27 protein-coding genes are annotated in these 24,534 nt (G+C 68.6%); 8 read left to right on the top strand and 19 right to left on the bottom strand.

The window, feature by feature from the left end; genetic code table 11:
• Positions 1-3: 3 nt before the first annotated feature.
• Positions 4-1,290 (bottom strand): ROK family protein, encoded by a 1,287-nt coding sequence (locus tag MAA44156_RS20415; RefSeq protein WP_009979312.1) that lies wholly within the window; start codon positions 1,288-1,290, stop codon positions 4-6.
• 226 nt (positions 1,291-1,516) lie between these two features.
• Between MAA44156_RS20415 and MAA44156_RS20425 the strand changes: the two genes are divergently transcribed.
• Positions 1,517-2,266, top strand: a complete 750-nt coding sequence (locus tag MAA44156_RS20425) for an SDR family NAD(P)-dependent oxidoreductase (protein WP_003879306.1) — start codon at positions 1,517-1,519, stop codon at positions 2,264-2,266.
• On the opposite strand, the gene MAA44156_RS20430 is transcribed toward MAA44156_RS20425, so the two are convergent.
• Positions 2,250-3,629 carry a L,D-transpeptidase gene (locus MAA44156_RS20430; protein ID WP_205590196.1) on the bottom strand — a complete coding sequence of 460 codons (1,380 nt, stop codon included), beginning with the start codon at positions 3,627-3,629 and terminating at the stop codon, positions 2,250-2,252. The genes MAA44156_RS20425 and MAA44156_RS20430 overlap by 17 nt on opposite strands.
• Before the next feature lie 33 nt (positions 3,630-3,662).
• Positions 3,663-4,781, bottom strand: a complete 1,119-nt coding sequence (locus MAA44156_RS20435; RefSeq protein ID WP_009979314.1) for a UDP-N-acetylmuramate dehydrogenase — start codon at positions 4,779-4,781, stop codon at positions 3,663-3,665.
• Between the two features lie 26 nt (positions 4,782-4,807).
• On the opposite strand from MAA44156_RS20435, the gene MAA44156_RS20440 reads away from it, so the two are divergent.
• The 3 genes from MAA44156_RS20440 (at position 4,808) to MAA44156_RS20450 (ending at position 7,288) form a co-directional block, all read left to right on the top strand.
• A complete protein-coding gene (locus MAA44156_RS20440) occupies positions 4,808-5,332 on the top strand; it encodes a DUF2505 domain-containing protein (protein ID WP_009979316.1) in 525 nt (174 codons plus the stop codon).
• Positions 5,333-5,414: 82 nt separating this feature from the next.
• A complete protein-coding gene (locus tag MAA44156_RS20445; RefSeq protein WP_003879305.1) occupies positions 5,415-6,239 on the top strand; it encodes a carbon-nitrogen hydrolase family protein in 825 nt (274 codons plus the stop codon).
• A complete protein-coding gene (locus MAA44156_RS20450; RefSeq protein WP_029248621.1) occupies positions 6,236-7,288 on the top strand; it encodes an LmeA family phospholipid-binding protein in 1,053 nt (350 codons plus the stop codon). The genes MAA44156_RS20445 and MAA44156_RS20450 overlap by 4 nt, the downstream gene beginning before the upstream one ends.
• 12 nt (positions 7,289-7,300) lie before the next feature.
• Here the strand turns inward: MAA44156_RS20450 and deoC are convergent, their stop codons facing one another.
• The 6 genes from deoC to MAA44156_RS20480 all read right to left on the bottom strand — a co-directional run bounded on the left by deoC (position 7,301) and on the right by MAA44156_RS20480 (position 11,407).
• Entirely contained in the window at positions 7,301-7,972 is a 672-nt protein-coding gene (gene deoC / locus MAA44156_RS20455; protein ID WP_009979318.1) for a deoxyribose-phosphate aldolase, read from the bottom strand.
• Positions 7,969-8,394 (bottom strand): DUF2599 domain-containing protein, encoded by a 426-nt coding sequence (locus MAA44156_RS20460; protein WP_009979319.1) that lies wholly within the window; start codon positions 8,392-8,394, stop codon positions 7,969-7,971. Before MAA44156_RS20460 ends, deoC begins: the two co-directional genes overlap by 4 nt.
• Positions 8,395-8,398: 4 nt before the next feature.
• Positions 8,399-8,686: a DUF2516 family protein gene (locus MAA44156_RS20465; protein WP_003879303.1), complete on the bottom strand. Its 288-nt coding sequence runs from the start codon at positions 8,684-8,686 to the stop codon at positions 8,399-8,401.
• 88 nt (positions 8,687-8,774) lie between these two features.
• Entirely contained in the window at positions 8,775-9,392 is a 618-nt protein-coding gene (gene hbhA, locus MAA44156_RS20470; protein WP_009979320.1) for a heparin-binding hemagglutinin HbhA, read from the bottom strand.
• Positions 9,393-9,596: 204 nt separating this feature from the next.
• Positions 9,597-10,013 carry a helix-turn-helix domain-containing protein gene (locus tag MAA44156_RS20475; RefSeq protein ID WP_003873735.1) on the bottom strand — a complete coding sequence of 139 codons (417 nt, stop codon included), beginning with the start codon at positions 10,011-10,013 and terminating at the stop codon, positions 9,597-9,599.
• Positions 10,014-10,096: 83 nt separating this feature from the next.
• Positions 10,097-11,407 carry a DUF445 domain-containing protein gene (locus MAA44156_RS20480; RefSeq protein ID WP_009979323.1) on the bottom strand — a complete coding sequence of 437 codons (1,311 nt, stop codon included), beginning with the start codon at positions 11,405-11,407 and terminating at the stop codon, positions 10,097-10,099.
• 135 nt (positions 11,408-11,542) lie between these two features.
• Between MAA44156_RS20480 and MAA44156_RS20485 the strand changes: the two genes are divergently transcribed.
• Positions 11,543-12,250, top strand: coding sequence for a TetR/AcrR family transcriptional regulator (locus MAA44156_RS20485; protein WP_010950184.1), 708 nt, complete (start codon positions 11,543-11,545; stop codon positions 12,248-12,250).
• Between the two features lie 135 nt (positions 12,251-12,385).
• Entirely contained in the window at positions 12,386-13,252 is an 867-nt protein-coding gene (gene pcaA, locus MAA44156_RS20490) for a cyclopropane mycolic acid synthase PcaA (RefSeq protein ID WP_009979325.1), read from the top strand.
• An 18-nt stretch (positions 13,253-13,270) separates the two neighbouring features.
• Here the strand turns inward: pcaA and MAA44156_RS20495 are convergent, their stop codons facing one another.
• From MAA44156_RS20495 to MAA44156_RS20510, 4 genes are all read right to left on the bottom strand, one after another.
• A complete protein-coding gene (locus MAA44156_RS20495) occupies positions 13,271-14,131 on the bottom strand; it encodes a cyclopropane mycolic acid synthase family methyltransferase (protein ID WP_003873739.1) in 861 nt (286 codons plus the stop codon).
• Between the two features lie 87 nt (positions 14,132-14,218).
• Positions 14,219-15,082, bottom strand: coding sequence for a 3-hydroxybutyryl-CoA dehydrogenase (locus tag MAA44156_RS20500; RefSeq protein WP_029248622.1), 864 nt, complete (start codon positions 15,080-15,082; stop codon positions 14,219-14,221).
• A 280-nt stretch (positions 15,083-15,362) separates the two neighbouring features.
• Positions 15,363-16,649, bottom strand: coding sequence for an isocitrate lyase (gene aceA / locus MAA44156_RS20505; protein WP_009979327.1), 1,287 nt, complete (start codon positions 16,647-16,649; stop codon positions 15,363-15,365).
• A gap of 268 nt (positions 16,650-16,917) precedes the next feature.
• Positions 16,918-17,712, bottom strand: a complete 795-nt coding sequence (locus MAA44156_RS20510; RefSeq protein ID WP_009979328.1) for an acyl-[acyl-carrier-protein] thioesterase — start codon at positions 17,710-17,712, stop codon at positions 16,918-16,920.
• 161 nt (positions 17,713-17,873) lie between these two features.
• Here MAA44156_RS20510 and ramB point away from each other — a divergent pair, with 161 nt between their 5' ends.
• Positions 17,874-19,298, top strand: coding sequence for an acetate metabolism transcriptional regulator RamB (ramB, locus tag MAA44156_RS20515; protein WP_009979329.1), 1,425 nt, complete (start codon positions 17,874-17,876; stop codon positions 19,296-19,298).
• Positions 19,295-19,852, top strand: coding sequence for a carboxymuconolactone decarboxylase family protein (locus tag MAA44156_RS20520; RefSeq protein WP_003879295.1), 558 nt, complete (start codon positions 19,295-19,297; stop codon positions 19,850-19,852). Before ramB ends, MAA44156_RS20520 begins: the two co-directional genes overlap by 4 nt.
• Before the next feature lie 7 nt (positions 19,853-19,859).
• Here MAA44156_RS20520 and MAA44156_RS20525 read toward each other — a convergent pair whose 3' ends face one another.
• From MAA44156_RS20525 to adh, 6 genes are all read right to left on the bottom strand, one after another.
• A complete protein-coding gene (locus tag MAA44156_RS20525) occupies positions 19,860-20,141 on the bottom strand; it encodes a hypothetical protein (protein ID WP_003873751.1) in 282 nt (93 codons plus the stop codon).
• Between the two features lie 10 nt (positions 20,142-20,151).
• Positions 20,152-21,549: a dihydrolipoyl dehydrogenase gene (lpdA, locus tag MAA44156_RS20530; RefSeq protein ID WP_003873752.1), complete on the bottom strand. Its 1,398-nt coding sequence runs from the start codon at positions 21,547-21,549 to the stop codon at positions 20,152-20,154.
• Positions 21,550-21,637: 88 nt separating this feature from the next.
• Positions 21,638-22,201, bottom strand: coding sequence for a hypothetical protein (locus tag MAA44156_RS20535; protein ID WP_009979332.1), 564 nt, complete (start codon positions 22,199-22,201; stop codon positions 21,638-21,640).
• Positions 22,194-22,472 carry a putative holin gene (locus MAA44156_RS20540; protein WP_019731987.1) on the bottom strand — a complete coding sequence of 93 codons (279 nt, stop codon included), beginning with the start codon at positions 22,470-22,472 and terminating at the stop codon, positions 22,194-22,196. The genes MAA44156_RS20535 and MAA44156_RS20540 overlap by 8 nt, the downstream gene beginning before the upstream one ends.
• 28 nt (positions 22,473-22,500) lie before the next feature.
• Complete coding sequence (locus MAA44156_RS20545) at positions 22,501-22,983, bottom strand: DUF779 domain-containing protein (protein ID WP_009979335.1); 483 nt, start codon at positions 22,981-22,983, stop codon at positions 22,501-22,503.
• The gene (gene adh / locus MAA44156_RS20550) at positions 22,984-24,507 is read right to left on the bottom strand and encodes an aldehyde dehydrogenase (RefSeq protein ID WP_009979336.1); all 1,524 of its coding nucleotides are present in this window, start codon (positions 24,505-24,507) and stop codon (positions 22,984-22,986) included.
• Positions 24,508-24,534 lie beyond the last annotated feature (27 nt).

Genomic DNA, 24,534 nt, shown 5'->3' on the forward strand with positions numbered 1-24,534 from the left:
GGGTCAGGCCGACGACTCGTCCCGCGCGACCTCGCGCAGCCGGGCGTCCAGCGCCCCGGCCCGCCGCATCGCGCTCAGCGGGTCGGCGTACAGCCCGCTCAGCGACACCGTTCCGGCGCCGGCCTCCTGCACCCGGTTGCCGAAGGCGGTGAGCCGGATGTCACGCGGCCCCAGCACCGAGCGCGCCGCGAACGCCGCCTCCACCTGCTCCATCGCCTCGGGGTACTCGGTGAAGGCCTGCCCGCCGACCACCAGCTCGTCGGGGTTGAGCATGTCGCGCAGCAGCGCCACCGCCTCGCCCAGCACGCGGCCCCGCTCCGCGAGCAGCTCCCTGGCCTGCTCGTTGCCGGCGCGGGCCACCCGCAGCAGGTCGGCGATCCCGGCGGCGGATCCGCTAGCCCGGTTCGCCGGGGCGAACGGCAGGATGCGCAGCTGGCGGGCGACGGCCACCACCGCCTCGTCGCTGACGGTCGATTCCAGCTGCCCGGTGCCGCCGAGCAGCTCGGAGTGCGCCGGCAGGGTCGCGATGGTGCCCGGGCCGCTGGTCGGCACGTGCACCCGCCCGCCGATCACCAGCGCATAGCCGACGGTCTCGCGGGCGTACACGTACAGGCTGGTCGGCGAGCTGGGCAGGAACCGGCGCATGCCCAGCAGCAGCTCGGCCCCGGCCATGGCGTCCACGTGGGAGGCCACCGACACGGGCAGGCCCAGCGCGTCGGCCAGCACCTGGCCGACCGGCGCCTGCCGCCAGCCCAGCCGCGGGTGGTCCACCTGGCCGGTGGCGCTGTCGACGGTGCCGCCGATCGCGACGCCGATCCACAGCGGCCGCCGGCGGTGCCAGCGTCGCAGGTAGCAGCGGGCGCTGTCGGCCAGGGACGCCAGCGCGGGCCCGGCCGGGTTGCGCGGCGTGGGCGTCTCGACCGTGTCCAGGGTGCGGCCGAACAGGTCGGTGGCCACGATGCTGGTGGTCCGCGCGCCGATGTGGATGCCCAGCGTCACGAACGGCTCGTGGTTGACCTCCACCGGCACCCGCGGGCGCCCGATGGCGCCGGAGACCGCCAGGTCGGCGCGCTCGCGCAGCAGGCCGGCCTCCAGCAGCGCGATGACCTGACGGTTGACCGTGGCGATGCTCAGCGAGGTGACGTTGGCGATGACGTCACGGCCGACCGGCCCGCGCAGCCGGACGGCCCGGAAGACGGAGGCCGCCGCGGATTCGGGGATGTGCAGTGCCGGCGGCACGATCTGCCGGCGCACCGCGCGGTGGGGCTTGGGGCCGGGCGCGTGGCCCACGGCGCGACCGGGCGAATGATGGGGATGGGTGAGGGTATTCGTGCGCACGAGCGTCCTTTGTCCGAATTTTGCTGGCCGTCTTGGCCACACCTGGCATGGGGTCAGGAGCGGCAAAGTGCGCAGCAACAACACGCACCCGCCGCGCACAGACACGCGGCGGTGGTGATGTTGGACAGAGCGCTGAGGTGCACACGCAAAATTTAGCACGTTCACTAAGGTTGTTTCGATGGTTGGAACTGGCAGGAATGAACGCGTCGCGGTGGTCACCGGGGCCAGCTCGGGAATCGGCGAGGCAACCGCCCGAACCCTGGCTGCACAGGGCTTTCACGTCGTCGCGGTGGCGCGGCGGGCCGAGCGGATCCACGCCCTGGCCAACGAGATCGGCGGTACCGCCATTGTGGCCGATGTCACAGACGACGCCGCGGTGGCGGCGCTGGCGAGCAAATTGAGCCGGGTCGACGTGCTGGTCAACAACGCCGGCGGGGCCCGCGGCCTGGAACCGGTCGCCGAAGCCGACCTCGAGCACTGGCGGTGGATGTGGGAGACCAACGTGATCGGCACGCTGCGGGTCACCCGCGCGCTGCTGCCCAAGCTGGTCGATTCCGGCGACGGACTGATCGTCACCGTGACTTCCGTTGCGGCACTTGAGGTTTACGACGGCGGCGCCGGCTACACGGCTGCCAAGCACGGGCAGGGGGCGTTGCACCGCACGCTGCGCGGCGAGCTGCTGGGCAAGCCGGTGCGGCTGACCGAGATCGCCCCGGGCGCAGTGGAAACCGAGTTCTCGCTGGTGCGCTTCGACGGCGACCAACAACGCGCCGACGCCGTCTACACCGGCATCACCCCGCTGGTGGCGGCCGACGTGGCCGAGGTGATCGGGTTCGTCGCGTCACGACCGGCGCACGTCAACCTGGATCTGATCGTGATGAAGCCGCGCGATCAGGCGTCGGCCAGCCGGTTCAACCGCCGGGGGTAGCCGGGCCGGTGCTGGCCGGCGTGGTCGTCGACGTGGTCGGCGTGCCCGACAGGGTGGGCGCGTTGGACGGCGTGACCGGCGCGGTCACCGGGATCTGGGTCGACGGCGGGTGCGCGGTGGGCGGCGGCAACGCCGACATGGCCACCCAGGTGTCCCAGTCCACCGCCCAGTCCCAGATGTCGCCGTCGGCGTAGGACAGCTGGATGGAGCTGCCGGTCACCTCCACCGGGTCGCCGTAGATCGCCGACTGGTAGTACTGCTCGGCGTCGCTGGTGGACAGGTTGATGCAGCCGTTGGTGACGTTGGTGTTGCCCTGCGCGCCGGCGCTGGCCGGGTTGGCGTGGATGAACTCGCCGTTGTTGGAGATCCGCACCGCCCAGCGTTCGTGCACGTGGCTGTAGCCAGCCGCCGGGTTGGACATGTAGAAGTCGGCGTACTTCTCGCTGACCACGTGGATGCCGTTGCGGGTGACGTTGCGGGCCTTGTCGGCCTCGCCGTAGCTGCACGGGAAGTCCATGATGACGCCCTCGTCGCGGATCACCTGGATGCGGTGCGAGGACACCTCGGCCTTGACGATCTGGCGCCGGCCGATGTTGATGTTCAGCGAGATGTCCTCGGCGCCGTAGGCGCCGTCGCCGAACGGCAGGCCGTACAGCTTGGCCTGCACGTTGACGGTGGTGCCAGCGGGGTAGTACTCGCGGGTGCGCCAGTGCGCCCGGGCGCCCTGCGCCTCGTCCGGCAGCCAGGCCCAGCTGCCCTCCACGGGCGGGTTGGTGGTGACGGTGAGCGCCTTCTCGACCGCGGCCTTGTCGCTGATCGGCGCGTCGAACTGCAGGATGATCGGCGCCGCGATCCCGACGGTCTGGCCGTCGGCCAGCTGGAACGCCCCGCTGATCTTCTTGCTGGGCGACACGGTGCTGAACTTGCCCGCCACGGCGACGGTCTTGCCGTCGTGCCCGACGGCCGAGCCGCTCCACGTGTAGGTCTGGTCGTAGCCGAGCGGCTCCGTGGTGGTGTAGACGGTGCGGTCGGAGTTGAAGGTGCCCGCGACGGCCTTGCCGGACGAGTTCGACAGCGTGACGTGCTGGAACCACCCGTCGCTCACCTCGACGCTGACCGGCGCGGTGGGCACCACGTTCTGGGCCGCGTCGGCGGGCTGGTACTTCAGCCGCAGCGCCGGCTGCTCCTTCTTCTCGGCCTCCTTGGCGGTGCCACCACCGCAGGCGGCCAGCACGCCGGGGGCCAGCGCACCGATCCCGAAGGTCGCCAAAGCCACGCGCCGGTTGAACGGCCGCGGGGCGCTGGACGGGGTCACGAAAATCAAAGATACCGGGGAAAATCGGGCAACCCTGCCGCGACAAATCGGGCGCCGGGCGCGCGTCGGCAAATTTTGCCGCTACAGCCTGCAACCGAGCAGGACGGGCTCGGGCACCAGTGTGATGCCAAACACAGACCGCACCCCGTCCCGGATGGTGCGGGCCAGGGCGATCACGTCGTCGCTGCGGGCCGTTCCGCGGTTGGTCAGCGCCAACGCGTGCTTGGTGGACAGCCGGCAGGGCGCTTCCGGGCCGCCCGGGTCCGGGACCGGATAGCCCTTGCCGAAACCCGCCCGCTCCACCAGCCAGCCGGCGGCCAGCTTGACCCCGCCCGGGGCCGGATAGTGCGGCACCGGCCCGTCGACGGACCCGGCCAGCCGCTCGTAGACGTCGGGGGCCACCACCGGGTTGGTGAAGAACGACCCCACGCTCCAGGTGTCGTGGTCGGCGGCGTCGAGCACCATGCCCTTGCGCGCCCGCAGCGCCAGCACCGCCTCGCGGACCGCGCGCGGGTCGGCGCGCTCGCCGACGGGCACCTCCAACTCGGCGGCCAGCTCGCCGTAGCGCACCGGCGCGCTGCGCCCCGACGCATCGAGCGCGAACTCGACTTCCAGTACAACGGAAGGGATTTCGAGCCCGTCGTCGGCGCGGCGTTTGAACACGCTGGTGCGGTAACCGAATTCCAGCTCGGTGCCGGGCACCCAGCGCACCTGCCCGCTGCCGCGGTCCAGCACCCTGACCCGGGTGAGGGTGTCGGAGACCTCGGCGCCGTAGGCCCCGACGTTTTGGATCGGGGTGGCCCCGGCCGAGCCCGGGATGCCGGAAAGGCATTCCAGGCCGCCCAGGCCGTGCTCGATGGCGGTGAGCACGACGTCGTCCCACACCGCCCCCGCCTGGGCGCGCACCAGGTTGCCCTCGACGGTGATTCCGTCGTTGGCCAGCCGCACCGCGGTCAGGTCACTCAGCGCGTCGGAGATCACCAGGTTCGAGCCGCCGGCGAACACCAGCACCGGATCACGTTGTCCGGCAAGCCTTTCGGTGTCCAGCCGGCGCAGCGTGGCGATCACCTGTTCGCTGCTGGCACAGGTGATCAGCCGGCGCGCGGTGGGTCCGACCCGCAGCGTGGTCAGCGGCGCCAGCGGCACCGCGTCGGCCACTGACGCGCCGGCGAACGCCGCACCGGCACCGCTGGATTTCATGGCCCGTAACGGTAGCCTGACCTGCTATGCCGCGCTCATTCGACTTGTCGGCCCACTACGACGGCAGCGTTGACGAGGTGCACCGGGCCTTCACCGATGCCGATTACTGGCGGGCCAGGCTGGCCAGCTCCGGCGTCGACGTGGCGACGCTGGAGTCGATGCGCGTCGGCGGGGCGTCCGGTGACGAGGACGTCGTGGAGGTCGTCACGCTGCAGGTGATCCGCAGCGACAAGTTGCCGGGCATGGTCACGCAGTTGCACAGCGGCGATCTGTGTATCCGCCGCGAGGAGACGTGGGGGCCGGTGACGGGCGGCACCGCCACCGGCTCGGTCGTCGGCTCGATCGTGGACGCCCCGGTGAATCTGGCCGGCGACGCCGTGCTGGAGCCCGCCGAGGACACCGGCGGCGCCCGGTTGACCTTCCGGGCCACGGTCCAGGTGCGGGTGCCGATCATCGGCGGCAAGCTGGAGAACTTCATCGGCGCGCGCCTGGCCGAGCTGATCGCCGCCGAGCAGCGCTTCACCACCGAGTGGATCGCCCAAACCGCCTGAGCTCGCGCCTAAGCGGGATCGCCCGACTCCTCCTCGCGCCGCCGCGGCGGCGCGCATCGTCGCCGGGCCTAAGCTGGCGCTCATGCGAATCGCGCTGGCGCAGATCCTCAGCGGCACCGACCCCGCGGCGAACCTGGCGCTGGTCGGCGAATACACCCGCCGGGCCGCCGGGGCGGGCGCGCGGCTGGTGGTGTTCCCCGAGGCCACCATGTGCCGGTTCGGTGTGCCGCTGGCGCCGATCGCCGAGCCGGTCGACGGCCCCTGGGCCGACGGGGTGCGCCGCATCGCGACCGAGGCGAACGTCACCGTCATCGCCGGCATGTTCACCCCGTCCGGCGACGGCCGGGTGAAAAACACACTGCTCGTGGCCAATTCGGACGACCAGGCGGTCACCCATTACGACAAGATCCACCTCTACGACGCATTCGGCTTCACCGAATCGCGCACCGTCGCGCCGGGCCGCGAGCCGGTAGTGGTCGGCGTCGACGGGGTGCGGGTCGGGTTGAGCGTCTGCTACGACATCCGGTTCCCCGAGCTCTACACCGAGCTGGCCCGCCGCGGCGCCCAGCTGATCGCGGTCTGCGCGTCCTGGGGCGCGGGGCCCGGCAAACTCGACCAGTGGACCCTGCTGGCCCGCGCCCGCGCGCTGGACTCGATGAGCTACATCGCCGCGGCCGGTCAGGCCGACCCCGGCGAGATCCTGTCCGCGTCGGGGGCGCCGACCGGGGTGGGCGGCAGTCTGGTCGCCTCACCGCTGGGTGAGGTGGTCGCGTCGGCCGGCGCGCAGCCGCAGCTGGTGCTGGCCGACATCGACGTCGACCGGGTCGCGCAGGCCCGCAAGACTATCGCGGCGCTCAGCAACCGCTCGGACTTTGCTCAGGTTGGTAGGGCAGAATCGGTCGGGTGACGAACCCACAAGGACCCCCGAACCAGGACCCGTCGACGTGGGGCCGTCCCGCCAACCAGGGACCCTACGGCCAGCCTCCGACGGAACGGCCGACCGAGCGGATCAACACCGGCGGCCCAGGTCAGGCGCCCGGTCAGGTGCCGCCACCGCCGCCGGCGCCCCCGCCCCCCGGCCAGACCGAGCGATTCGGCACGCCGCGGCCCCAGATGCAGCAGCCCGGCTACCCGCCGCCGCCCACCCCGCCCGCCGGGCCCACCGAGCGGCTGGCCACCGCGCCGAACCCCGACAACGGGCCGGCGAAAAAGAAGCGCCGGTTCCTGCGTGACCCGGTCTCGGTGCTGTTGATCTTCATCATCGTGTTCGCCCTGATCATCGCCGGGTTCATCGGGGCGGAGCTGTACGTGCGGCACGTCGCCGACACCAAGGTCGCCCAGGCGGTGGCCTGCGAGGTCAAGGACCAGGCCACCGCGTCCTTCGGCGTGACACCGCTGATGCTGTGGCAGCAGGCGACCAAGCACTACACCAACATCTCGGTGCAGACCGCCGGCAACAACATCCGCGACGCCAAGGGCATGAAGCTCTCGATCAATATCAATGACGTCCGGCTCAAGGACAACGGCAACTCGAAGGGCACCATCGGCGCATTGGACGCCACTATCGACTGGACCACCGACGGCATCAAGCAGTCGGTGCAGAACGCCATCCCGGTGCTGGGCCCGTTCGTCACCAACACGGTGACCACCCATCCCGCCGACGGCACCATCGAGCTGAAGGGCATGTTGGACAACATCACCGCCAAGCCGGTGATCTCGGGCACCGGGTTGCAACTGCAGATCGTCAGCTTCAACGCGCTGGGCTTCACCATGCCCAAGGAGTCGGTGCAGTCGACGCTGGACGACTTCACCTCGAACCTGACGAAGAACTACCCGCTGGGCATTCACGCGGACAGCGTGCAGGTCACCGACAAGGGTGTGACCAGCCACTTCTCCACCCGCAACGCCGCCATCCCGACCGGCAACAACAACGACCCCTGCTTCGCCAACCTCTGACGCCGTCGGTCCTCAGCCCAGCCCGTCGAGCACGGCCCGGGTGCCCGACAATCCCAGCCGGGTGGCGCCGGCATCCAGCATCGCCAGCGCGTCGGCGGCGGTGCGGATGCCGCCGCTGGCCTTCACCCCCAGCCGGCCCCCGACGGCCTCGGCCATCAGGGCGACCGCCCGCACGGATGCGCCGCCGGTCGGGTGGAATCCGGTCGACGTCTTGACGAAGTCGGCGCCGGCGTCCTCGGCGGCGCGGCACACCCGGACCAGGGTGTGCTCGTCGGCCAGCGCCAGCAGCGCTGACGACTCCACGATCACCTTGAGCACGGCGCCGCCGACGGCGCCGCGCACCGCCGCGATGTCGGCGCGCACCCCGTCGAGGTCACCGGCCAGCGCCGCGCCGACGTCGATGACCATGTCGATCTCGGCGGCACCGGAGGCCACCGCCAGCGCGGCCTCGTGGGCCTTGACGGCCGGCACATGCTTGCCCGACGGGAATCCCGCCACGCTGGCCACCCGCACGCCGGCACCGGCCTGCACGGCGACGGGAACCATCGGCGGCGAGACGCACACCGCGTAGACGCCCAGCTCGGCCGCCTCGGTGACCAGGGCGGCGACGTCGGCGGCGGTGGCTTCGGGCTTGAGCAGGGTGTGGTCGACGAATGCCGCCAGCTGGGCGCGGGTGGGGGTCATCCGAAGGATTCTTCCGGACCGCCGGGATTGCAGCCGGAGGCGACCATCTCCGCGTCGTCGACGACGGGGCGCCACGGCTCCAGGTTCCAGCTGACCTTGCCGGGCCGGCCCAGCTCGGCGAACTGCCAGTGGCACAGGAACTGCGCGCGCATCCCGGCGGTGTCGGCGTCCGGGGCCAGGGCGAGCACCTCGGCCCAGGCCTCGTCGGCCATCGCCATCGACCCGGGCGTCTTGGCGGCGGTGCGCCCGGCGGGCGTCGGGAAGACCCGCAGGCTGCTTCGGCCCTGCCATTGCGCCCAGTCGGTGTGGTCGATGAACGGCGGGTCGGCCGTCCCGGCGGCGGGGTCCGGCGCGGCGGCGGGCGCTATCGGCCAGCACAGCGCCAGCAGCAGCGCGGCCGGCGCGGCCAGCGGGACCCGCATGCCGCTAGCGCGACTTGCCCTGTATTTCCAGGAGTTTGGGCCGCACATCGACCAGATACACCCCGGCCGCACAGGCGGCGATCGCCATGCCCAGCACGCCGAACACGTAGCCCAGCACCGACGTCAAAGCCACCGCCCCGCCCAGGATCAGCAACCACACCGGCTTGGTCAGCTTGTCGGCGGCGGTATAGGCGTCGGGGCGCTGCAGCGCGGCATGCACGAAGGCGTAGATCGCCGTGACCAGGACGGCGATCTGCAAGACCAGCATGACGGTACCCACGAGGTGGTTCACGCCTCAAGCGTAGGCGGGCGGCGTCCAAAACGTCGACTCCGAGTCACCCGAAGGCAACTCGGAGTCGAGCGTCGTGGGAACTGCGGTGCTACTTCTGGGTGACCTTCTTGGCCGCGGCCTTCTTGGCCGGCGCCTTCTTGGCGGGGGCCTTCTTGGCCGGCGCCTTCTTGGCGGGGGCCTTGGCGATGGCCTTCTGGGTCTTCTTGCCGGCGGCCTCGGCCTTGCCCGGCAGCTCGATGCCCACCAGCTTGGCGGCGCGCTCACCGACCGCGCGGGTCTGCGACGCGACGGTGCCCAGCGCCTCCTGGGTCAGCTCGACGGCCTGGTCCACGTAGCCCTCGGCGCGCGCGGAGGCGTCCTCGAAGGCGGTCTGGCTGCGCAGCCGCTGCAGGGCCGCCTCGCCGCGCTCGACCAGCTCGTTGTACCGGTTGGTCGCCGCCTCCAGGTAGCCCTCGGCCGCCTTGCGCAGCTCCTCGGTGGTGAACTTGTCGCGCAGCTCGGTGAACTGCTCGGGCAGGTCCTCCTGGAACTTGGTCAGCCGGGCGCGGCGCTCCTCGACCCGGGTGCGGGTCTCGGCGCGGGTCTCCTCGGCCCGCTCGCGCAGGTTGGCGATCAGGTCGTTGACCGTGGCCAGGGCCAGGTCGGCCGCGCCCAGGGCCGCGAGCAGCGGGGCTCGCAAGTCGTCGATGTTCGGGTTTTCCGCCATGGTTGTTCCTTTCATGGTTTCTGCTCTGTGTGTTTGTCAGGTGTCTGGTCGGGAAATTAGGTGCAAACGTCTCCTTCGCAACTGGGGCCGCGCGGAGCGTCGGTCGTTCGTCATGCAGTTGGGCTGGAACCGCCAGATCCCTACTGTGGGGTAACCCCCGCGGCCGGTCGTCTATACATCACTGACCCGCCGGCGACGGACTGATCACTCGCTGTCGGGCTGGGTCGGACACTCCTCATGGGTGGCTTCGTTTTGCTGGGTGAACGATGCGTAGATGTCGAGCAGGATCTGCTTTTGGCGCTCGGTGATCGCGGTGTCGGTGACGATCGCGTCCCGCACCTGACTTTTGTCGCTGGGCTCGAGGATCCCGGCGCGCACATAGAGAACCTCGGCGGAAACCCGGAGGGCCTTCGCGATCTGGTTCAGGACGTCGGCCGATGGCTTGCGCAGTCCACGCTCCACCTGGCTGAGATAGGGATTGCTGACCCCGGACTTCTCGGCGAGTTGCCGCACCGACACCTGCGCGAGTTCACGCTGGCTGCGGATGAAGCTGCCGATGTCGGAGGCCATGTCGGAGGCAGCGTTGGACACCTTGGCGGAGAGCTTCTCCTCGGGTGCCACGGCGTGCTCCTGGTCGGACGGTCGGTCTGGACGGCCCTCAGACTACTACAAGTGCTTGCTATTGCAAGCATTTGTTAGCACTGCTAGAAAAGCAGCTGCGCGACGGCGTAGATGACCAGACCGGCCAGCGAGCCGACCACCGTTCCGTTGATCCGGATGAACTGCAGGTCACGGCCGACGTGCAGCTCGATGCGCCGGCTGGCCTCTTCGGCGTCCCAGCGCTCGATGGTGTCGGTGATGATCGCTGTGATTTCCACCCCATACTGCGAGACCAGGTGCTGGGCGGCCCGAACCAGCCAGTTGTCGACCTTGTCGCGCAGGTCGGCGTCGTCGCGCAACGACTCCCCGATGCGCACCACGGTGTCGGCGATGCGGCTGCGCAGCGCGCTGGACGGGTCGTCCACGCCCTCGAGCACCAGCCGTTTCAGCGTCTTCCAGGCCGTCGCGGCGGCATTGGCGATCTCGTCGCGCGCCATCAGCTGCTCCTTGATGGCGTCGGCGCGGGCGATGGTGTCCGGGTCGTGCTGCAGGTCGTCGGCGAATTCGAACAGGAACCGGGTCGCCGACCGGCGCAGTTCGTGGTCGGGGTTGCGGCGCACCTTGTCGGTGAAGTCCATCAGCTCGCGGTGGATGCGATCGCCCACCAGGTGGTCGATGAAGCGCGGCGACCAGGTCGGCGAGTCGCGCTCGACCACCCGCTGGATGACCTCGCCGGCGTTCAGCGACCACTGGAAGGCGCGGTCGGCCAGCAGCTGGATCAGCGCCTCCTGCCGATTCTCGGCCAGCAGCGTCGCCAGCACCCGGCCCACCGGCGGACCCCACTGCGGTTCGGCGATGCGGCGCACGATCATCCGGTCGATCACCTGCTGGACGTCTTCGTCGCGGAGCAGCTCCACCAGCACCCGCAGCACCGTGGCCGTCTCGCCGGCCACCCGTTCGGCGTGCGCGGCTTCCGACAGCCACTTACCCAGCCGGCCGGACACCTGCGCGTCGCGCAGCTTGGTCTCCACCACCTCCGGCGATAGGAAGTTCTCCCGCACGAAGGTGCCCAGGCCCTCCCCCAGCTGGTCCTTCTTGCGCTTGATGATGGCGGTGTGCGGGATCGGGATGCCCAGCGGATGGCGGAACAGCGCCGTCACCGCGAACCAGTCCGCCAGCGCGCCCACCATCCCGGCCTCCGCGGCCGCGCCGACATAACCGACCCAGGCGCCCACGCCGGGCTGCGCCTGCGCCCATCGGCAGGCCAAAAACAGGCCGGTGGCACCGATCAGGAAACTCAGCGCCACCGCCTTCATCCGGCGCAGCGCCACCCGCCGCTGCGCGTCGGCCTGCGGATCGGCGCCGGCGAAGGATTCGGCGAACGAGGTGCGGCCCGAGGCTCTGTGTGCCACCACTCCATCATCTATCTTTCCCGCCGATTGGTGTGACGACACCGCGCGCGACGGTCGTCCACGCCCGGGCCAAGACCGCGAACCAGCCGGTCCACGCCGTAGTATCGAGGGCGTCTAGGGAATGGGATTTCGGCGATAGTGGCAGAGCAAATCACGGCTGCGAGCGTCAAAATGGACGGGCGCAAGCGGCGCTGGCATCAGCACAAAGTGGACCGTCGCAACGAACTGGTCGACGGCACGATCGACGCGATTCGCCGGCTCGGCGGCGCGCTGAGCATGGACGAGATCGCCGCCGAGATCGGGGTCTCCAAGACGGTGCTCTACCGCTACTTCGTGGACAAGAACGACCTCACGACCGCCGTGATGATGCGGTTCACCCAGACCACGCTGATTCCCAACATGGCCGCCGCGCTCACCTCCGGCCTGGACGGCTTCGACCTGACCCGCGAGGTCATCCGGGTCTACGTAGAGACCGTGGCCAACGAACCCGAGCCGTACCGGTTCGTGATGTCCAACAGCTCGGCCAGCAAGAGCAAGGTCATCGCCGACTCCGAGCGCATCATCGCGCGCATGCTCGCGGTGCTGATGCGCCGGCGCATGCAGCACGCCGGAATGGACACCGGCGGCGTGGAACCGTGGGCGTACCTGATCGTCGGCGGTGTGCAACTGGCCACCCACTCCTGGATGTCGTACCCGCGGATGAGCCGCGACGAGCTGATCGACTACCTGACGATGCTGAGCTGGAACGCGCTCAAGGGGATCGTGGAAGTCGGCGGGTCGCTGGAGAAGTTCCGCGAAGAGCCGCACCCGTCGCCCATCGTGCCGCCGCGGGAAGCGGCGCTCTGACGCCCCGGCACCGGCCCGGGCAGGGCGACTTCACCCGCCCCAGCGACTACCATGCAGGACAGCGTTGGGGGACGAAGCGGGGTGGTTGCGTGGCTGCCCACCCCCGCCATCTCATATAGAAAGGCTCGTGTCGACATGTCCGTGCAGCTCACGCCGCATTTTGGAAACGTGCAGGCCCACTACGACTTGTCCGACGACTTCTTCCGCCTGTTCCTGGACCCCACTCAGACCTACAGCTGCGCGTACTTCGAGCGCGACGACATGACCCTGGAAGAGGCCCAGATCGCCAAGATCGACCTGGCGCTGGGCAAGTTGAAGCTCGAGCCGGGAATGACGTTGCTGGACATCGGGTGTGGCTGGGGCGCCACCATGCGGCGGGCCATCGAGAAGTATGACGTCAACGTGGTGGGCCTGACACTGTCGGAGAACCAGGCCGAGCACGTGCAGAAGACCTTCGACGCGATGGACACCCCGCGCACCCGGCGGGTGCTGCTGGAGGGCTGGGAGAAGTTCCACGAGCCCGTGGACCGCATCGTCTCGATCGGCGCGTTCGAGCACTTCGGCCGGCAACGCTACGGCCGCTTCTTCAGGATGGCCTACGACGTGCTGCCGCCCGGCGGAATCATGTTGCTGCACACCATCGTTCGGCCCTCCTTCAAAGACGCCCGGGCCAAGGGCATGAAGCTGACCCACGAGATCGTCGAGTTCTCCCGGTTCATCCTGGCCGAGATCTTCCCCGGCGGCTGGCTGCCCACACCGCAGACCGTCGGCGAATACGGCGTGACGGCGGGCTTCGACCTGACCCGGGTGCAGTCGCTGCAGCTGCACTACGCCCGGACGCTGGACCTGTGGGCGCAGGCGCTCGAGGCCAATCGCGAGCAGGCCATCGCCATCCAGTCCCAAGAGGTCTACGACCGGTACATGAAGTATTTGACCGGCTGCGCCAAGCTGTTCCGGGAGGGCTACACCGACGTCAACCAGTTCACCATGGAGAAGAAGTAGCCGTCCTGCCCGACCCGCCTACTTGACCAGCGTGAATTGCCCCACGTTGCTGATGCCCTTGCGGAAGAAGTTCTCGCACCCGGTCAGGTAGTGCATGTAGCGGTCGTAGACCGCTTGCGACTGGATGGCGATGGCCTTGTCCTTGTTGGCCTCCAGGTTCGCCGCCCAGATGTTGAGGGTCCGCGCGTAGTGCTCGCGCAGCAGCTGCACCCGCTCCACCGAAAAGCCCGCCGCCTCACCGAATTTGAAAATGTCCTCCTGCGCCGGCAACTGGCCGCCCGGGAAAATTTCCTGGCCGATGAACCGCATGAACCGTAAATCGCTCATCGTGATCGAAACGCCGCGCTCGTGCTGCTGTTTCTGGGTGTAGGTCAAGATGGTGTGCAAAAGCATCCGGCCGTCGTCGGGCAGGATGTCGTAGGCGCGGTCGAAAAATGCGGAATAGCGCTCCATTTTGAACGCCTCGAAGGCGCCGATGGTGACGATCCGGTCGACCTTGTCGTCGAACTCTTCCCAGCCCTGCAGCCGCACCTCGATGTTGCGGTCCGTCGGAAATCCGGCCAGCAGCTTCTTGCTGTATTCGAATTGGTTGCGGCTCAACGTGATTCCGATGACGTTGACGTCATACTTCTCCAGGGCCCGCTTCAGTGCGCCGCCCCAGCCACACCCGATGTCCAGCAGCGTCATCCCGGGCTCGAGGTTCAGCTTGCCCAGCGCCAGGTCGAACTTCGCGGTTTGCGCTTCTTCGAGCGTCATGTCGTCGCGTTCGAAGAAGGCGCACGTGTAGGCCATGGTCGGATCGAGAAATAACGCAAAGAATTCGTCGGAGACGTCGTAGATGGACTGCGATTCCTCGTAATACGGTTCCAAGCCCGTCATGCGCGGCACAAACCTTTCGTCTTATTGAACGCGAGCATAGTAACCGACCTGATCACGCGCGGCCGCGCGGGCGCCGGTCAATACATGTCAATACGTGTAGAAACCCTGGCCCGTCTTCTTGCCGATCCGGCCGGCCTCCACCATGCGCAGCAACAGCGGCGGGGCGCCGTACTGCGGCTCCTTGAACTCCTCGAACATCTTGTCCGCGATCAGCTTCAGGGTGTCCAGGCCCACCAGGTCGGAAAGCCGCAGCGGGCCCATCGGATGCGACAGCCCGGCCACCACGGCTTTGTCCACGTCCTCGACGGTGGCGAAGCCGGCCTCCACCATCCGGATCGCCGACAGCAGGTAGGGCACCAGCAGCGCGTTGACCACGAAGCCGGACCGGTCGCTGCAGCGCACCACCTGCTTGCCCAGCACCGCGCTGGCGAACTCCTCGGTGCGCGCGGCGGCGGCCTCGTCGGTGACCAGCGTGCTGACCAGCTCGACCAGCGGCAGCACCGGCACGGGATTGAAGAAGTGCAGCCCCAGCACCCGTTGCGGGTTCTTGGTCGCCGCGGCGAGCTTCATGATCGGGATGCTGGAGGTGTTGGAGGCCAGCACCGCATCGGGGTCGGTGACCACCCGGTCGAGTTCGGCGAAGACCTGGGCCTTGACGGCATCGTCCTCGATGATGGCCTCGATGACCAGTTGGCGGTCGGCGAGGTCTTTCAGGTCGGTGGTGAAGGTGAGCTTGCTCAGCGCGCGGTCACGCTCCCGCTCGGTGACCTTGCCGGCGCTCACGCCCCGCTCCAGCGACTTCACGATGCGGTTGCGTCCCGCCGTGATGAGGGCCTCGGTGGTCTCGAACACCGTCACGTCGACGTCGGCGCGGACCGAGACCTCGGCGATGCCGGATCCCATCTGGCCGGCCCCGACCACTCCTACTCGCTGAATCGCTGCGTCACTCACTGTTTCTCCGCCAATCGTCTTGTCGTGCACCGCACCTTACACGCCGCGAGCAGACGCAAAGGCACCGCTTTTGCTGTGCAAAAGGGTGCCTTTGCGTCTGCTCGGCAGCACTAACTCAGTGGCTCAAGCCGTCGGTTCCACTTCCTCCTCGCGGCTGACGCCGCTCGTCGTCAGTGGCTCAAGCCGTCGGTTCCACCTCGTCTTCGCGGGCAAGCCCGCTCAGCCTCAGTGGCTCAAGCCCTCGGTTCCACCTCGTCTTCGCGGGCAAGCCCGCTCAGCCTCAGTGGAACTGGCCCTCTTCGGTGGAGCCGGTCAGCGCGGTGGTCGACGACGTGGGGTCGACCGTGGTGGCGATCCGGTCGAAGTAACCGGCGCCCACCTCGCGCTGGTGCTTGGTGGCGGTGTAACCGCGCTCCTCGGCGGCGAACTCGCGCTCCTGTAGCTCGACGTAGGCGGTCATCTGGTTGCGGGCGTAACCGTAGGCCAGATCGAACATCGAGTAGTTCAGCGCGTGGAAGCCGGCCAGCGTGATGAACTGGAACTTGAATCCCATTGCGGCGAGCTCCTTTTGGAACTTCGCGATGGTGGCGTCGTCGAGATGCTTCTTCCAGTTGAACGACGGCGAGCAGTTGTAGGCCAGCATCTGGTCGGGGAACTCGGCCTTGACGCCCTCGGCGAACTTGGCGGCCAGCTCCAGGTCGGGCGTGCCGGTCTCCATCCAGATCAGGTCGGAGTACGGCGCGTAGGCCTTGGCCCGGGCGATGCAGGGCTCGAGGCCGTTACGGACCCGGTAGAAGCCCTCCTTGGTGCGCTCGCCGGTGATGAACGGCTGGTCGCGCTCGTCGACGTCGGAGGTGATCAGCGTGGCCGCCTCGGCGTCGGTGCGGGCGATGACGACGGTCGGCACGTCGCACACGTCGGCGGCCAGCCGGGCCGAGGTCAGCGTGCGGATGTGCTGCTGGGTCGGGATCAGCACCTTGCCGCCCAGGTGGCCGCACTTCTTCTCCGAGGCCAGCTGGTCCTCCCAGTGCGAGCCCGCCACACCGGCGGCGGTCATCGCCTTCTGCAGCTCGAAGACGTTGAGCGCACCACCGAAGCCGGCCTCGCCGTCGGCGACGATCGGCGCCAGCCAGTTCTTCACCGAGGTGTCGCCCTCGACCTTGGCGATCTGGTCGGCGCGCAGCAGCGCGTTGTTGATCCGGCGCACCACGGTCGGCACCGAGTTGGCGGGGTACAGGCTCTGGTCGGGGTAGGTGTGACCGGACAGGTTGGCGTCACCGGCGACCTGCCAGCCCGACAGGTAGATGGCCTTCAGGCCGGCGCGCACCTGCTGCACGGCCATGTTGCCGGTCAGGGCGCCCAGCGCGTTGATGTACTCCAGGTCGTGCAGCTGCTCCCACAGCACCTCGGCGCCGCGGCGGGCCAGGGTGTTCTCCTCGACGACGGTGCCCTGCAGGGCGACGACGTCCTCGGCGGTGTAGGTGCGGGTGACATCCTTCCAGCGCGGGTTGGTGTCCCAGTCCTTCTGGATCTCCTCGGCGCTCTTGGGGGTGCCAACGACAGACATGGGCATGCTCCTTCACGATCTTCACTACGGAATTGCTGGATGCCTCACCGGCGGTAGCTAGCGGCTCAACTTCACTGGTGTGCTAACTCGAAGATGGCACAGCCGATAACGCCCGGTCCAGCCGTTTCAGTTGCCAATTTCAGCAACGGGACCGGGTGATTTTGCGAAGTTTGCTAAGCCGGTAACGAACTTAACCGTTTCAGAAGCTACCCGTCAGTAACCCCAAAGTCGCAGGTCACGCCGCAAATTAACCCGGACGCTTGTACTGTTAGCGAGCAAAGATCGCGGCGACGGCTTTGGCCTCGTCGCCGACGGCGTATGTGAGCGTTGTAACAGTGCGATCGGCCAGCTCGGGACCGAATTGATCGGTGGATCCGGCGGAGTGGACATGGGAGATGATCTCCAGTTTGTCGCCCAGGGCCACCGGCGCCTCGTGTTCGATGGTGACGCGCAACGGCGTCCGCATCAGCTCGGTGTGCGACGCCAGGTAGTCCTCGATGACGCTCCAGTACACGGAGTTGTTCATGTGGTCGAACAGGTCGATGTCGGTGACCCGGACCGGGAACTCGTGGATCTCGACCGCGTCGTCGCGGCTGGCCGGTTTGAGGTAGGGCTTCCAGCGCAGCCGGTCCACCGAGGTCGTCTTGTGCAGGCCGGCCAGGAAGTCGTCGGCGATCCGCGACGGCATCTGGGTTTCCCGGTTGATGTTGATCCAGAACGCCTCGGACTCGATGAGGCCGCCCTTGCGGCCGTCGATGCGGACCCGCATCTCGCACCACCGGTTCGAGGTCCCCGAGCACCACCGGCGCAGCCGCAGCATGTCGTTGAACTCGATCGGCCGGATCAGGTCGAGCATGGTGCGCCGGACGATCCACAGCGGGTGGGTCTCCTCGAAACCCATCTCCCGCAGCTGGTCCTGGCCGATGTCCTGAATGTGGCGGGCCGCGGCGTCCAGCCGCAGCCGCCCGGTGCGGTCGATGTCGCCGACCCGCAGCGGCCATTCGCGATCGAAAACGTCGGGGTGACCGTCGGGCACCGGCATCATTTGTTTGTCCAGGCTCACGGTGTCGCTCCCCGTTTCCTCCTCGTCGGTGCCCCCAGGCTAAGGCCTGCGGCCCCGCTCGAATCATGCCAACGACGTGCGCCGAACACCAATCGCGACGCGGCCATCGCGGCTGCCAACTCTGCGAACCAGGGCTTCACAGGCCCGGTAACCTGGGTGGAGTGTCCAAGACGTTCGTCGGCTCACGCGTTCGCCAGCTGCGTCACGAACGCGGGTTTTCTCAGGCCGCGCTGGCCCAGATGCTGGAGATCTCGCCGAGCTACCTCAACCAGATCGAGCATGACGTCCGCCCGCTGACGGTGGCGGTGCTGCTGCGCATCACCGAGGTGTTCGGGGTGGACGCCACCTTCTTCTCCTCGCAGGACGACACCCGGCTGGTGGCCGAGCTGCGCGAGGTCACCATGGACCGGGACCTGGACATCGACGTCGACCCCACCGAGGTCGCCGAGATGGTCAGCGCCCATCCCGGTCTGGCCCGCGCGGTGGTCAACCTGCACCGGCGGTACCGGATCACCACCGCGCAGCTGGCGGCCGCCACCGAGGAGCGGTTCTTCGACGGCAGCGGCACCGGGTCGATCACCATGCCGCACGAGGAGGTCCGCGACTACTTCTACCAGCGGCAGAACTATCTACACGAGCTGGACACCGCCGCCGAGGACCTCACCATCAAGATGCGGCTGCACCACGGGGATCTGGCCCGGGAGCTGACCCGCCGGCTCACCGAGGTGCACGGCGTGCACATCAACCGCCGCATCGATCTGGGCGACACCGTGCTGCACCGCTACGACCCCGAGACCAAGACGCTGGAGATCAGCAATCACCTGTCGTGGGGGCAGCAGGTGTTCAAGATGGCCGCCGAACTGGCCTACCTGGAGTTCGGCGACCTGATCGACAGCCTGGTGGCGCAGGGCAAGTTCACCAGCGAGGAGTCGCACAAACTGGCCCGGCTCGGGCTGGCCAACTACTTCGCCGCCGCGGCGGTGCTGCCGTATCGCCAATTCCACGACGTCGCCGAGAATTTCCGCTACGACGTCGAGCGGCTGTCGTCGTTCTACTCGGTCAGCTACGAGACCATCGCGCACCGCCTGTCGACGCTGCAGCGGCCGTCGATGCGCGGGGTGCCGTTCTCCTTCATCCGGGTGGACCGGGCCGGCAACATGTCAAAACGCCAGTCCGCCACGGGTTTTCACTTCTCCTCCAGCGGCGGTACCTGCCCGCTGTGGAACGTCTACGAGACGTTCGCCAACCCGGGCAAGATCCTGGTGCAGATCGCCCAGATGCCCGACGGCCGCAACTACATGTGGGTGGCCCGCACCGTGGAGCGGCGCGCGGCCCGGTATGGTCAGCCCGGTAAGACCTTCGCGATCGGCCTGGGCTGCGAGCTGCGCCATGCGCACCGGCTGGTCTATTCGGAGGGACTCGACGTCTCGGGGGGCCCAGGAACAGTGGCGACACCGATCGGCGCGGGCTGCCGGGTCTGCGAACGCGACAACTGCCCGCAGCGCGCCTTCCCCGCGCTCGGCCGCGCCCTCGACCTCGACGAGCACCGCAGCACGGTGTCTCCCTACCTGGTGAAGCAGCCGTGACCGCGCCCCGCATCCCGGCCGGGCGGTTTCGCCAACTGGGACCGATCAATTGGGTGATCGCGAAGTTGGGCGCGCGCACCGTCGGCGCGCCGGAGATGCACCTGTTCACCACGCTGGGTCAACGCCGGCTGCTGTTTTGGACCTGGCTGGCCTACGGGGGCCGGCTGCTGCGCGGCAAACTGCCCACCGCCGACACCGAGCTGGTGATCCTGCGGGTCGCGCACCTGCGCGGCTGCGAATACGAGCTGCAGCACCATCGCCGGATGGCGCGGACGGCCGGGCTGGACCCGGATCTGCAGGCCGCGATCTTCGCCTGGCCGCAGCGACTCGAACCGGTGCAGGCCCGCCTGACCGTGCGTCAGCAGGCGCTGCTGGCGGCGACCGACGAGTTCGTCAACGACCGGACCGTCAGCGAGGCCACCTGGCGGCAGCTGGCGGAGCACCTGGACCGCCGGCAGCTGATCGAATTCTGCCTGCTGGCAAGCCAATACGACGGGCTGGCGGCCACCATGTCGGCACTGGCGATTCCGCTGGACCACCCCGAGGGGTCATGAGCAGGTGTCATAGGTAGACGTCGGCCAGGATGGCCAGCGTCAGCAGCACGGGAAGCACCGGCAGCGCGAAGGCGAAGGCGGCCCGCGGCCGGCTGCCGCGCCGGCGCTGCCAGGCGCCCCACACCGCCGCGGCGCCGCCCAGCACCACCGACGCCACCAACACGAGCGGCCCCCACTGGCCCACCGTGGCGTTGTCCCCGTTCGAAATGGCAAGCAGCCAAAGGACATAACCGGTCGCCAGGCCACCGAGGGCGGCCGCGATGGTCTGGGGCGTCAGGGTGCGCAGCATCGTCGAGGGCTCAGAAGTTGATCATGTGCCCGGTCAGGCCGTGGAAGCATTCCTGCAGCGCCTCGGACATGGTCGGGTGGGTGTGCACGTTGCGGGCCAGCTCGGTGGCCGTCAGGTCCCACTTCTGCGCCAGGGTGAGCTCCGGCAGCAGCTCGGAGACGTCGTGGCCGACCAGGTGCCCGCCCAGCAGCTCACCGTATTTCGCGTCGGCGATCAGCTTGACGAACCCGCTGGGGTCGCCCACGCCGTGCGCCTTGCCGTTCGCGGTGAACGGGAACTTGGCCACCACCACGTCGTGCCCCTCGTCGCGGGCCTGCTGTTCGGTGAGCCCGAAGCTGGCGACGTTGGGCTGGCAGAAGGTGGCGCGCGGCATCATCCGGTAGTCGCCGAGCGCCAAAGTCTCTGCGCCGGCGATGGTTTCGGCGGCCACCACGCCTTGGGCCTCTGCGACGTGGGCCAGCTGCAGCTTGCCGGTGACGTCGCCGATGGCGTAGATGTGCTCGATGTTGGTGCGCATGTAGTCGGTGATGCCGATGGCCTTGCGGTCGGTCAGCGCGACCCCGGCCGCCTCCAGGCCGTAGCCCTCGACGTTGGGCGCAAAACCGATGGCCTGCAACACCTTTGCGGCCTTGAGTTCCTGGCTGTTGCCGTCCTTGCTGACCACCACCGTCACTTGCGAGCCGTCATCGGAGATGGATTCGACCTTGGTGCCGGTGAGGATCTTGACGCCCAGCTTCTTGAACTGCTTCTCGATCTCCTTGGACACGTCGGCGTCCTCGTTGGGCAGCGCGCGCGGCAGGAACTCGACGATGGTCACCTCGACGCCGTAGTTGTGCAGCACGTAGCCGAACTCCATGCCGATGGCGCCGGCGCCGGCGATGATGATCGACTCGGGCAACTCCCGGGACAGAATCTGTTCCTCGTAGGTGACCACGTTGGCCGACAGCGACGTGCCCGGAACCAGCCGGGTGCTGCTGCCGGTGGCGATGATCGCGTTGTCGAACGTGACCGTCTCGGTCCCGCCGTCGTTGAGCTCGACCGCCAGCGTGTGCGGGTCGGTGAACCGGCCGTAGCCGTGGATCTCGGTGATCTTGTTCTTCTTCATCAGGAAGTGCACGCCGGCGACGCGGCCCTCGGCCACCTTGCGGCTGCGGTCGAAGGCGGCGCCGTAGTCGAAGGTCGCCTCGCCGTTGATGCCGAACGTCTTGGCCTCTTTGGTGAAGATGTGGGCGAGTTCGGCGTTGCGCAGCAGCGCCTTGGACGGAATGCAGCCGACGTTGAGGCAGACGCCGCCCCAGTATTTCGGTTCGACGATGGCGGTGCTCAGCCCCAGCTGCGCGGCGCGGATGGCTGCCACATATCCGCCGGGACCGGCCCCGAGGACGACGACGTCATAGTGAGAAGTCACGTGCCCACCCTAGTGGGCGCCGGCTGGCAGCGGACAACGCCGTGAGTCGCGCCGCTCCCAACGCGCCGAGCGGTGGCCTCGAATCACGTCAGTACGGAACGACGCCCACCAGACAGTGCCCCACCCGCGCGCAGTAGTAATAGCCGTACAGCGGCGCCGCGGCCGCCAGCGCGGCGAACGGCCCGGACAGCACTGCCACCGCAAGCGCCGAAATCAGCGGCCTGGCCTCGACCATCGCCAGCATGACGCCGCCGACGACGCACACCACCACGAACACCAGCACCGCGAACAGCGCCGGGGTTTTGTCGATCGAGTGGTACCACCAGGAGAACAGGCCCAGCCCGACCACCGCCGACGCGGCCCACACCGCGAGCAGCACCAGGACCAACTTCCACCACTTGACGTAGAAGTAGCGGCCGGGCACGGCGACCGGCGGCACCGGGCCGGCGAACCCGGCCGGCTCCGGTTCGGGCTCCGGCTCCGGCCCCCGCTCGGCCGCGGGCTCGGCCGCCTCGGTGTCGTCGTCCTCGGCGTCATCGTCGAAGTCCGGCGCCCACGACTGGGTGCCGGTGTCGGCGGCGTCGTCGTCATCGGAGAAGTCGGGCACGAACGCCTCCGTGCCCGGGCTCGAGGCGTCCTTGTCGTCAGCCACCGGCGGTCACCCGCAATGCGACGAGCACCCCGAACCAGCCGGGCGCCACCGCCAGCACGAACGCACCCAGGGTGGTGACCCAGCGCCGCCCGGAGAACAGGATCAGGGCCAGGCCGATCACGCTGGGGATGCCGACCACCGCCGCGACCGCCAGGTCCGGGCGAACGCGGGCGTGCACGGCGACGGTGAACGCCACGCCGGCCAACAGCCCGACCGCGCTTCCGATCAGCATGGCGCCGGCCAGCACCCAGGGACGCGGAAGAGGAATCACCGTCTCGACTGTACTGCGGTGACCGGCGTCAAGGGCAGGTCCTGCAGGCCGCGTCGGCCACCACCGCGCCGCGCGCCGCGGGCCGTTCACCGTGCTGGTAGTCCGCGCCGGTGATGATCGGCGCGGCGGCCACGGCCGCCTGTTCGGCCGCGCTGAAAACCCTGCCGCGGGACAGGAACCGGACGCCGTCGGGGGCCTCCAGGCTGAACCCGCCGCCGCGGCCCGGCACCACGTCGATGACCAGCTGGGTGTGCTTGTCGCGGTAGTGCGCCGCGTACTGCGGGCCCGAGATCCATACCGGCACCCCATCAGCGCCGACGTCGAGCACACCGAGCAGCACGTCGCGATCGCCGACCAGGAAGTCGCCCACCGGATAGCACATCGGCGACGACCCGTCGCAGCAGCCGCCGGACTGGTGGAACATCACCGGGCCGTGCTGCCGCTGCAGCCGGGCCAGCACCTCGGCGGCCGCGGCGGTGATGACGACTCCGGACGGGGGCCGCGGCTCCATCTAAAAGAAGCCCTGCGCCTTGTTGCTGTAGGACACCAGCATGTTCTTGGTCTGCTGGTAGTGGTCGAGCATCATCTTGTGGTTCTCCCGGCCGATGCCGGACTGCTTGTAGCCGCCGAACGCCGCGTGCGCCGGATAGGCGTGATAGCAGTTCACCCACACCCGGCCGGCCTGGATGTCGCGGCCGGCGCGATAGGCGGTGTTGCCGTCTCGGGACCACACGCCCGCGCCCAGCCCGTACAGGGTGTCGTTGGCGATGGAGATGGCGTCGTCGTAATCGGTGAACGACGTCACCGCCACCACCGGCCCGAAGATCTCCTCCTGGAAGATGCGCATCTTGTTGTTGCCGGCGAAGATGGTGGGCTGCATGTAGAAGCCGCCGGACAGGTCGCCGCCCAGTTCGGCGCGTTCCCCGCCGGTGATGATCGTGGCGCCTTCGTCCTTGCCGATTGCGATGTAGGACAACACCTTTTCCAGCTGATCGTTGGACGCCTGCGAGCCCAGCATGGTCTCGGAATCCAGCGGGTCGCCCTGGCGGACCGCCTTGGTGCGGATCGCGGCCAGCTCCAGGAACTCGTCGTAGATGTCGGCCTGGATCAGGCTGCGCGACGGGCAGGTGCACACCTCGCCCTGGTTGAGGGCGAACATGGTGAAGCCCTCGAGCGCCTTGTCCTGGTAGTCGTCGGCCTTGGCCATCACGTCGGAGAAGAAGATGTTGGGGCTCTTGCCGCCGAGCTCCAGGGTGACCGGGATCAGGTTCTGGCTGGCGTACTGCATGATCAGCCGCCCGGTGGTGGTCTCGCCGGTGAAGGCGATCTTGGCGATTCGGTTGCTCGACGCCAGCGGCTTGCCGGCCTCGGCGCCGAATCCGTTGACCACGTTGACGACTCCGGGCGGCAGCAGGTCGCCGATCAGCGACATCAGGTAGAGCACCGAAACCGGGGTCTGCTCCGCGGGTTTGAGCACGACGGCGTTGCCGGCCGCCAGCGCGGGCGCCAATTTCCAGGCACCCATCAGGATCGGGAAGTTCCACGGGATGATCTGCCCGACCACGCCGAGCGGCTCGTGGAAGTGGTAGGCCACGGTGTCGTCGTCGATCTGGCTCAGCGAGCCCTCCTGCGCGCGCAGCGCCCCGGCGAAGTACCGGAAATGGTCGGCCGCCAACGGGATGTCGGCGGCCAGCGCCTCGCGGATCGGCTTGCCGTTGTCCCACACCTCGGCCACCGCGAGGGATTCCAGGTTCTCCTCGATGCGGTCGGCGATCTTGTTCAGGATCGCGGCCCGCTCCGGCGGCGCGGTCTTGCCCCACGCCGGCGCCGCGGCGTGGGCGGCGTCGAGCGCCTTGTCGACGTCGGCCTCATCCGAGCGGGCCACCTCGCAGAACGTCTGGCCGGTGACCGGTGTCGGGTTCTCGAAGTAGCGCCCGCGCGCCGGTGCAACCCACTGCCCCCCGATGAAGTTGTCGTAGCGGGATTCGTACGACATCAACGCCCCGGCCGAACCCGGACGTGCGAAGACAGTCATCTGCTCTCACTCCTCGTTCACCTGTGT

Origin of the sequence: Mycobacterium avium subsp. avium (genome assembly GCF_009741445.1) — a bacterium.
GTDB classification, from domain to species: domain Bacteria; phylum Actinomycetota; class Actinomycetes; order Mycobacteriales; family Mycobacteriaceae; genus Mycobacterium; species Mycobacterium avium.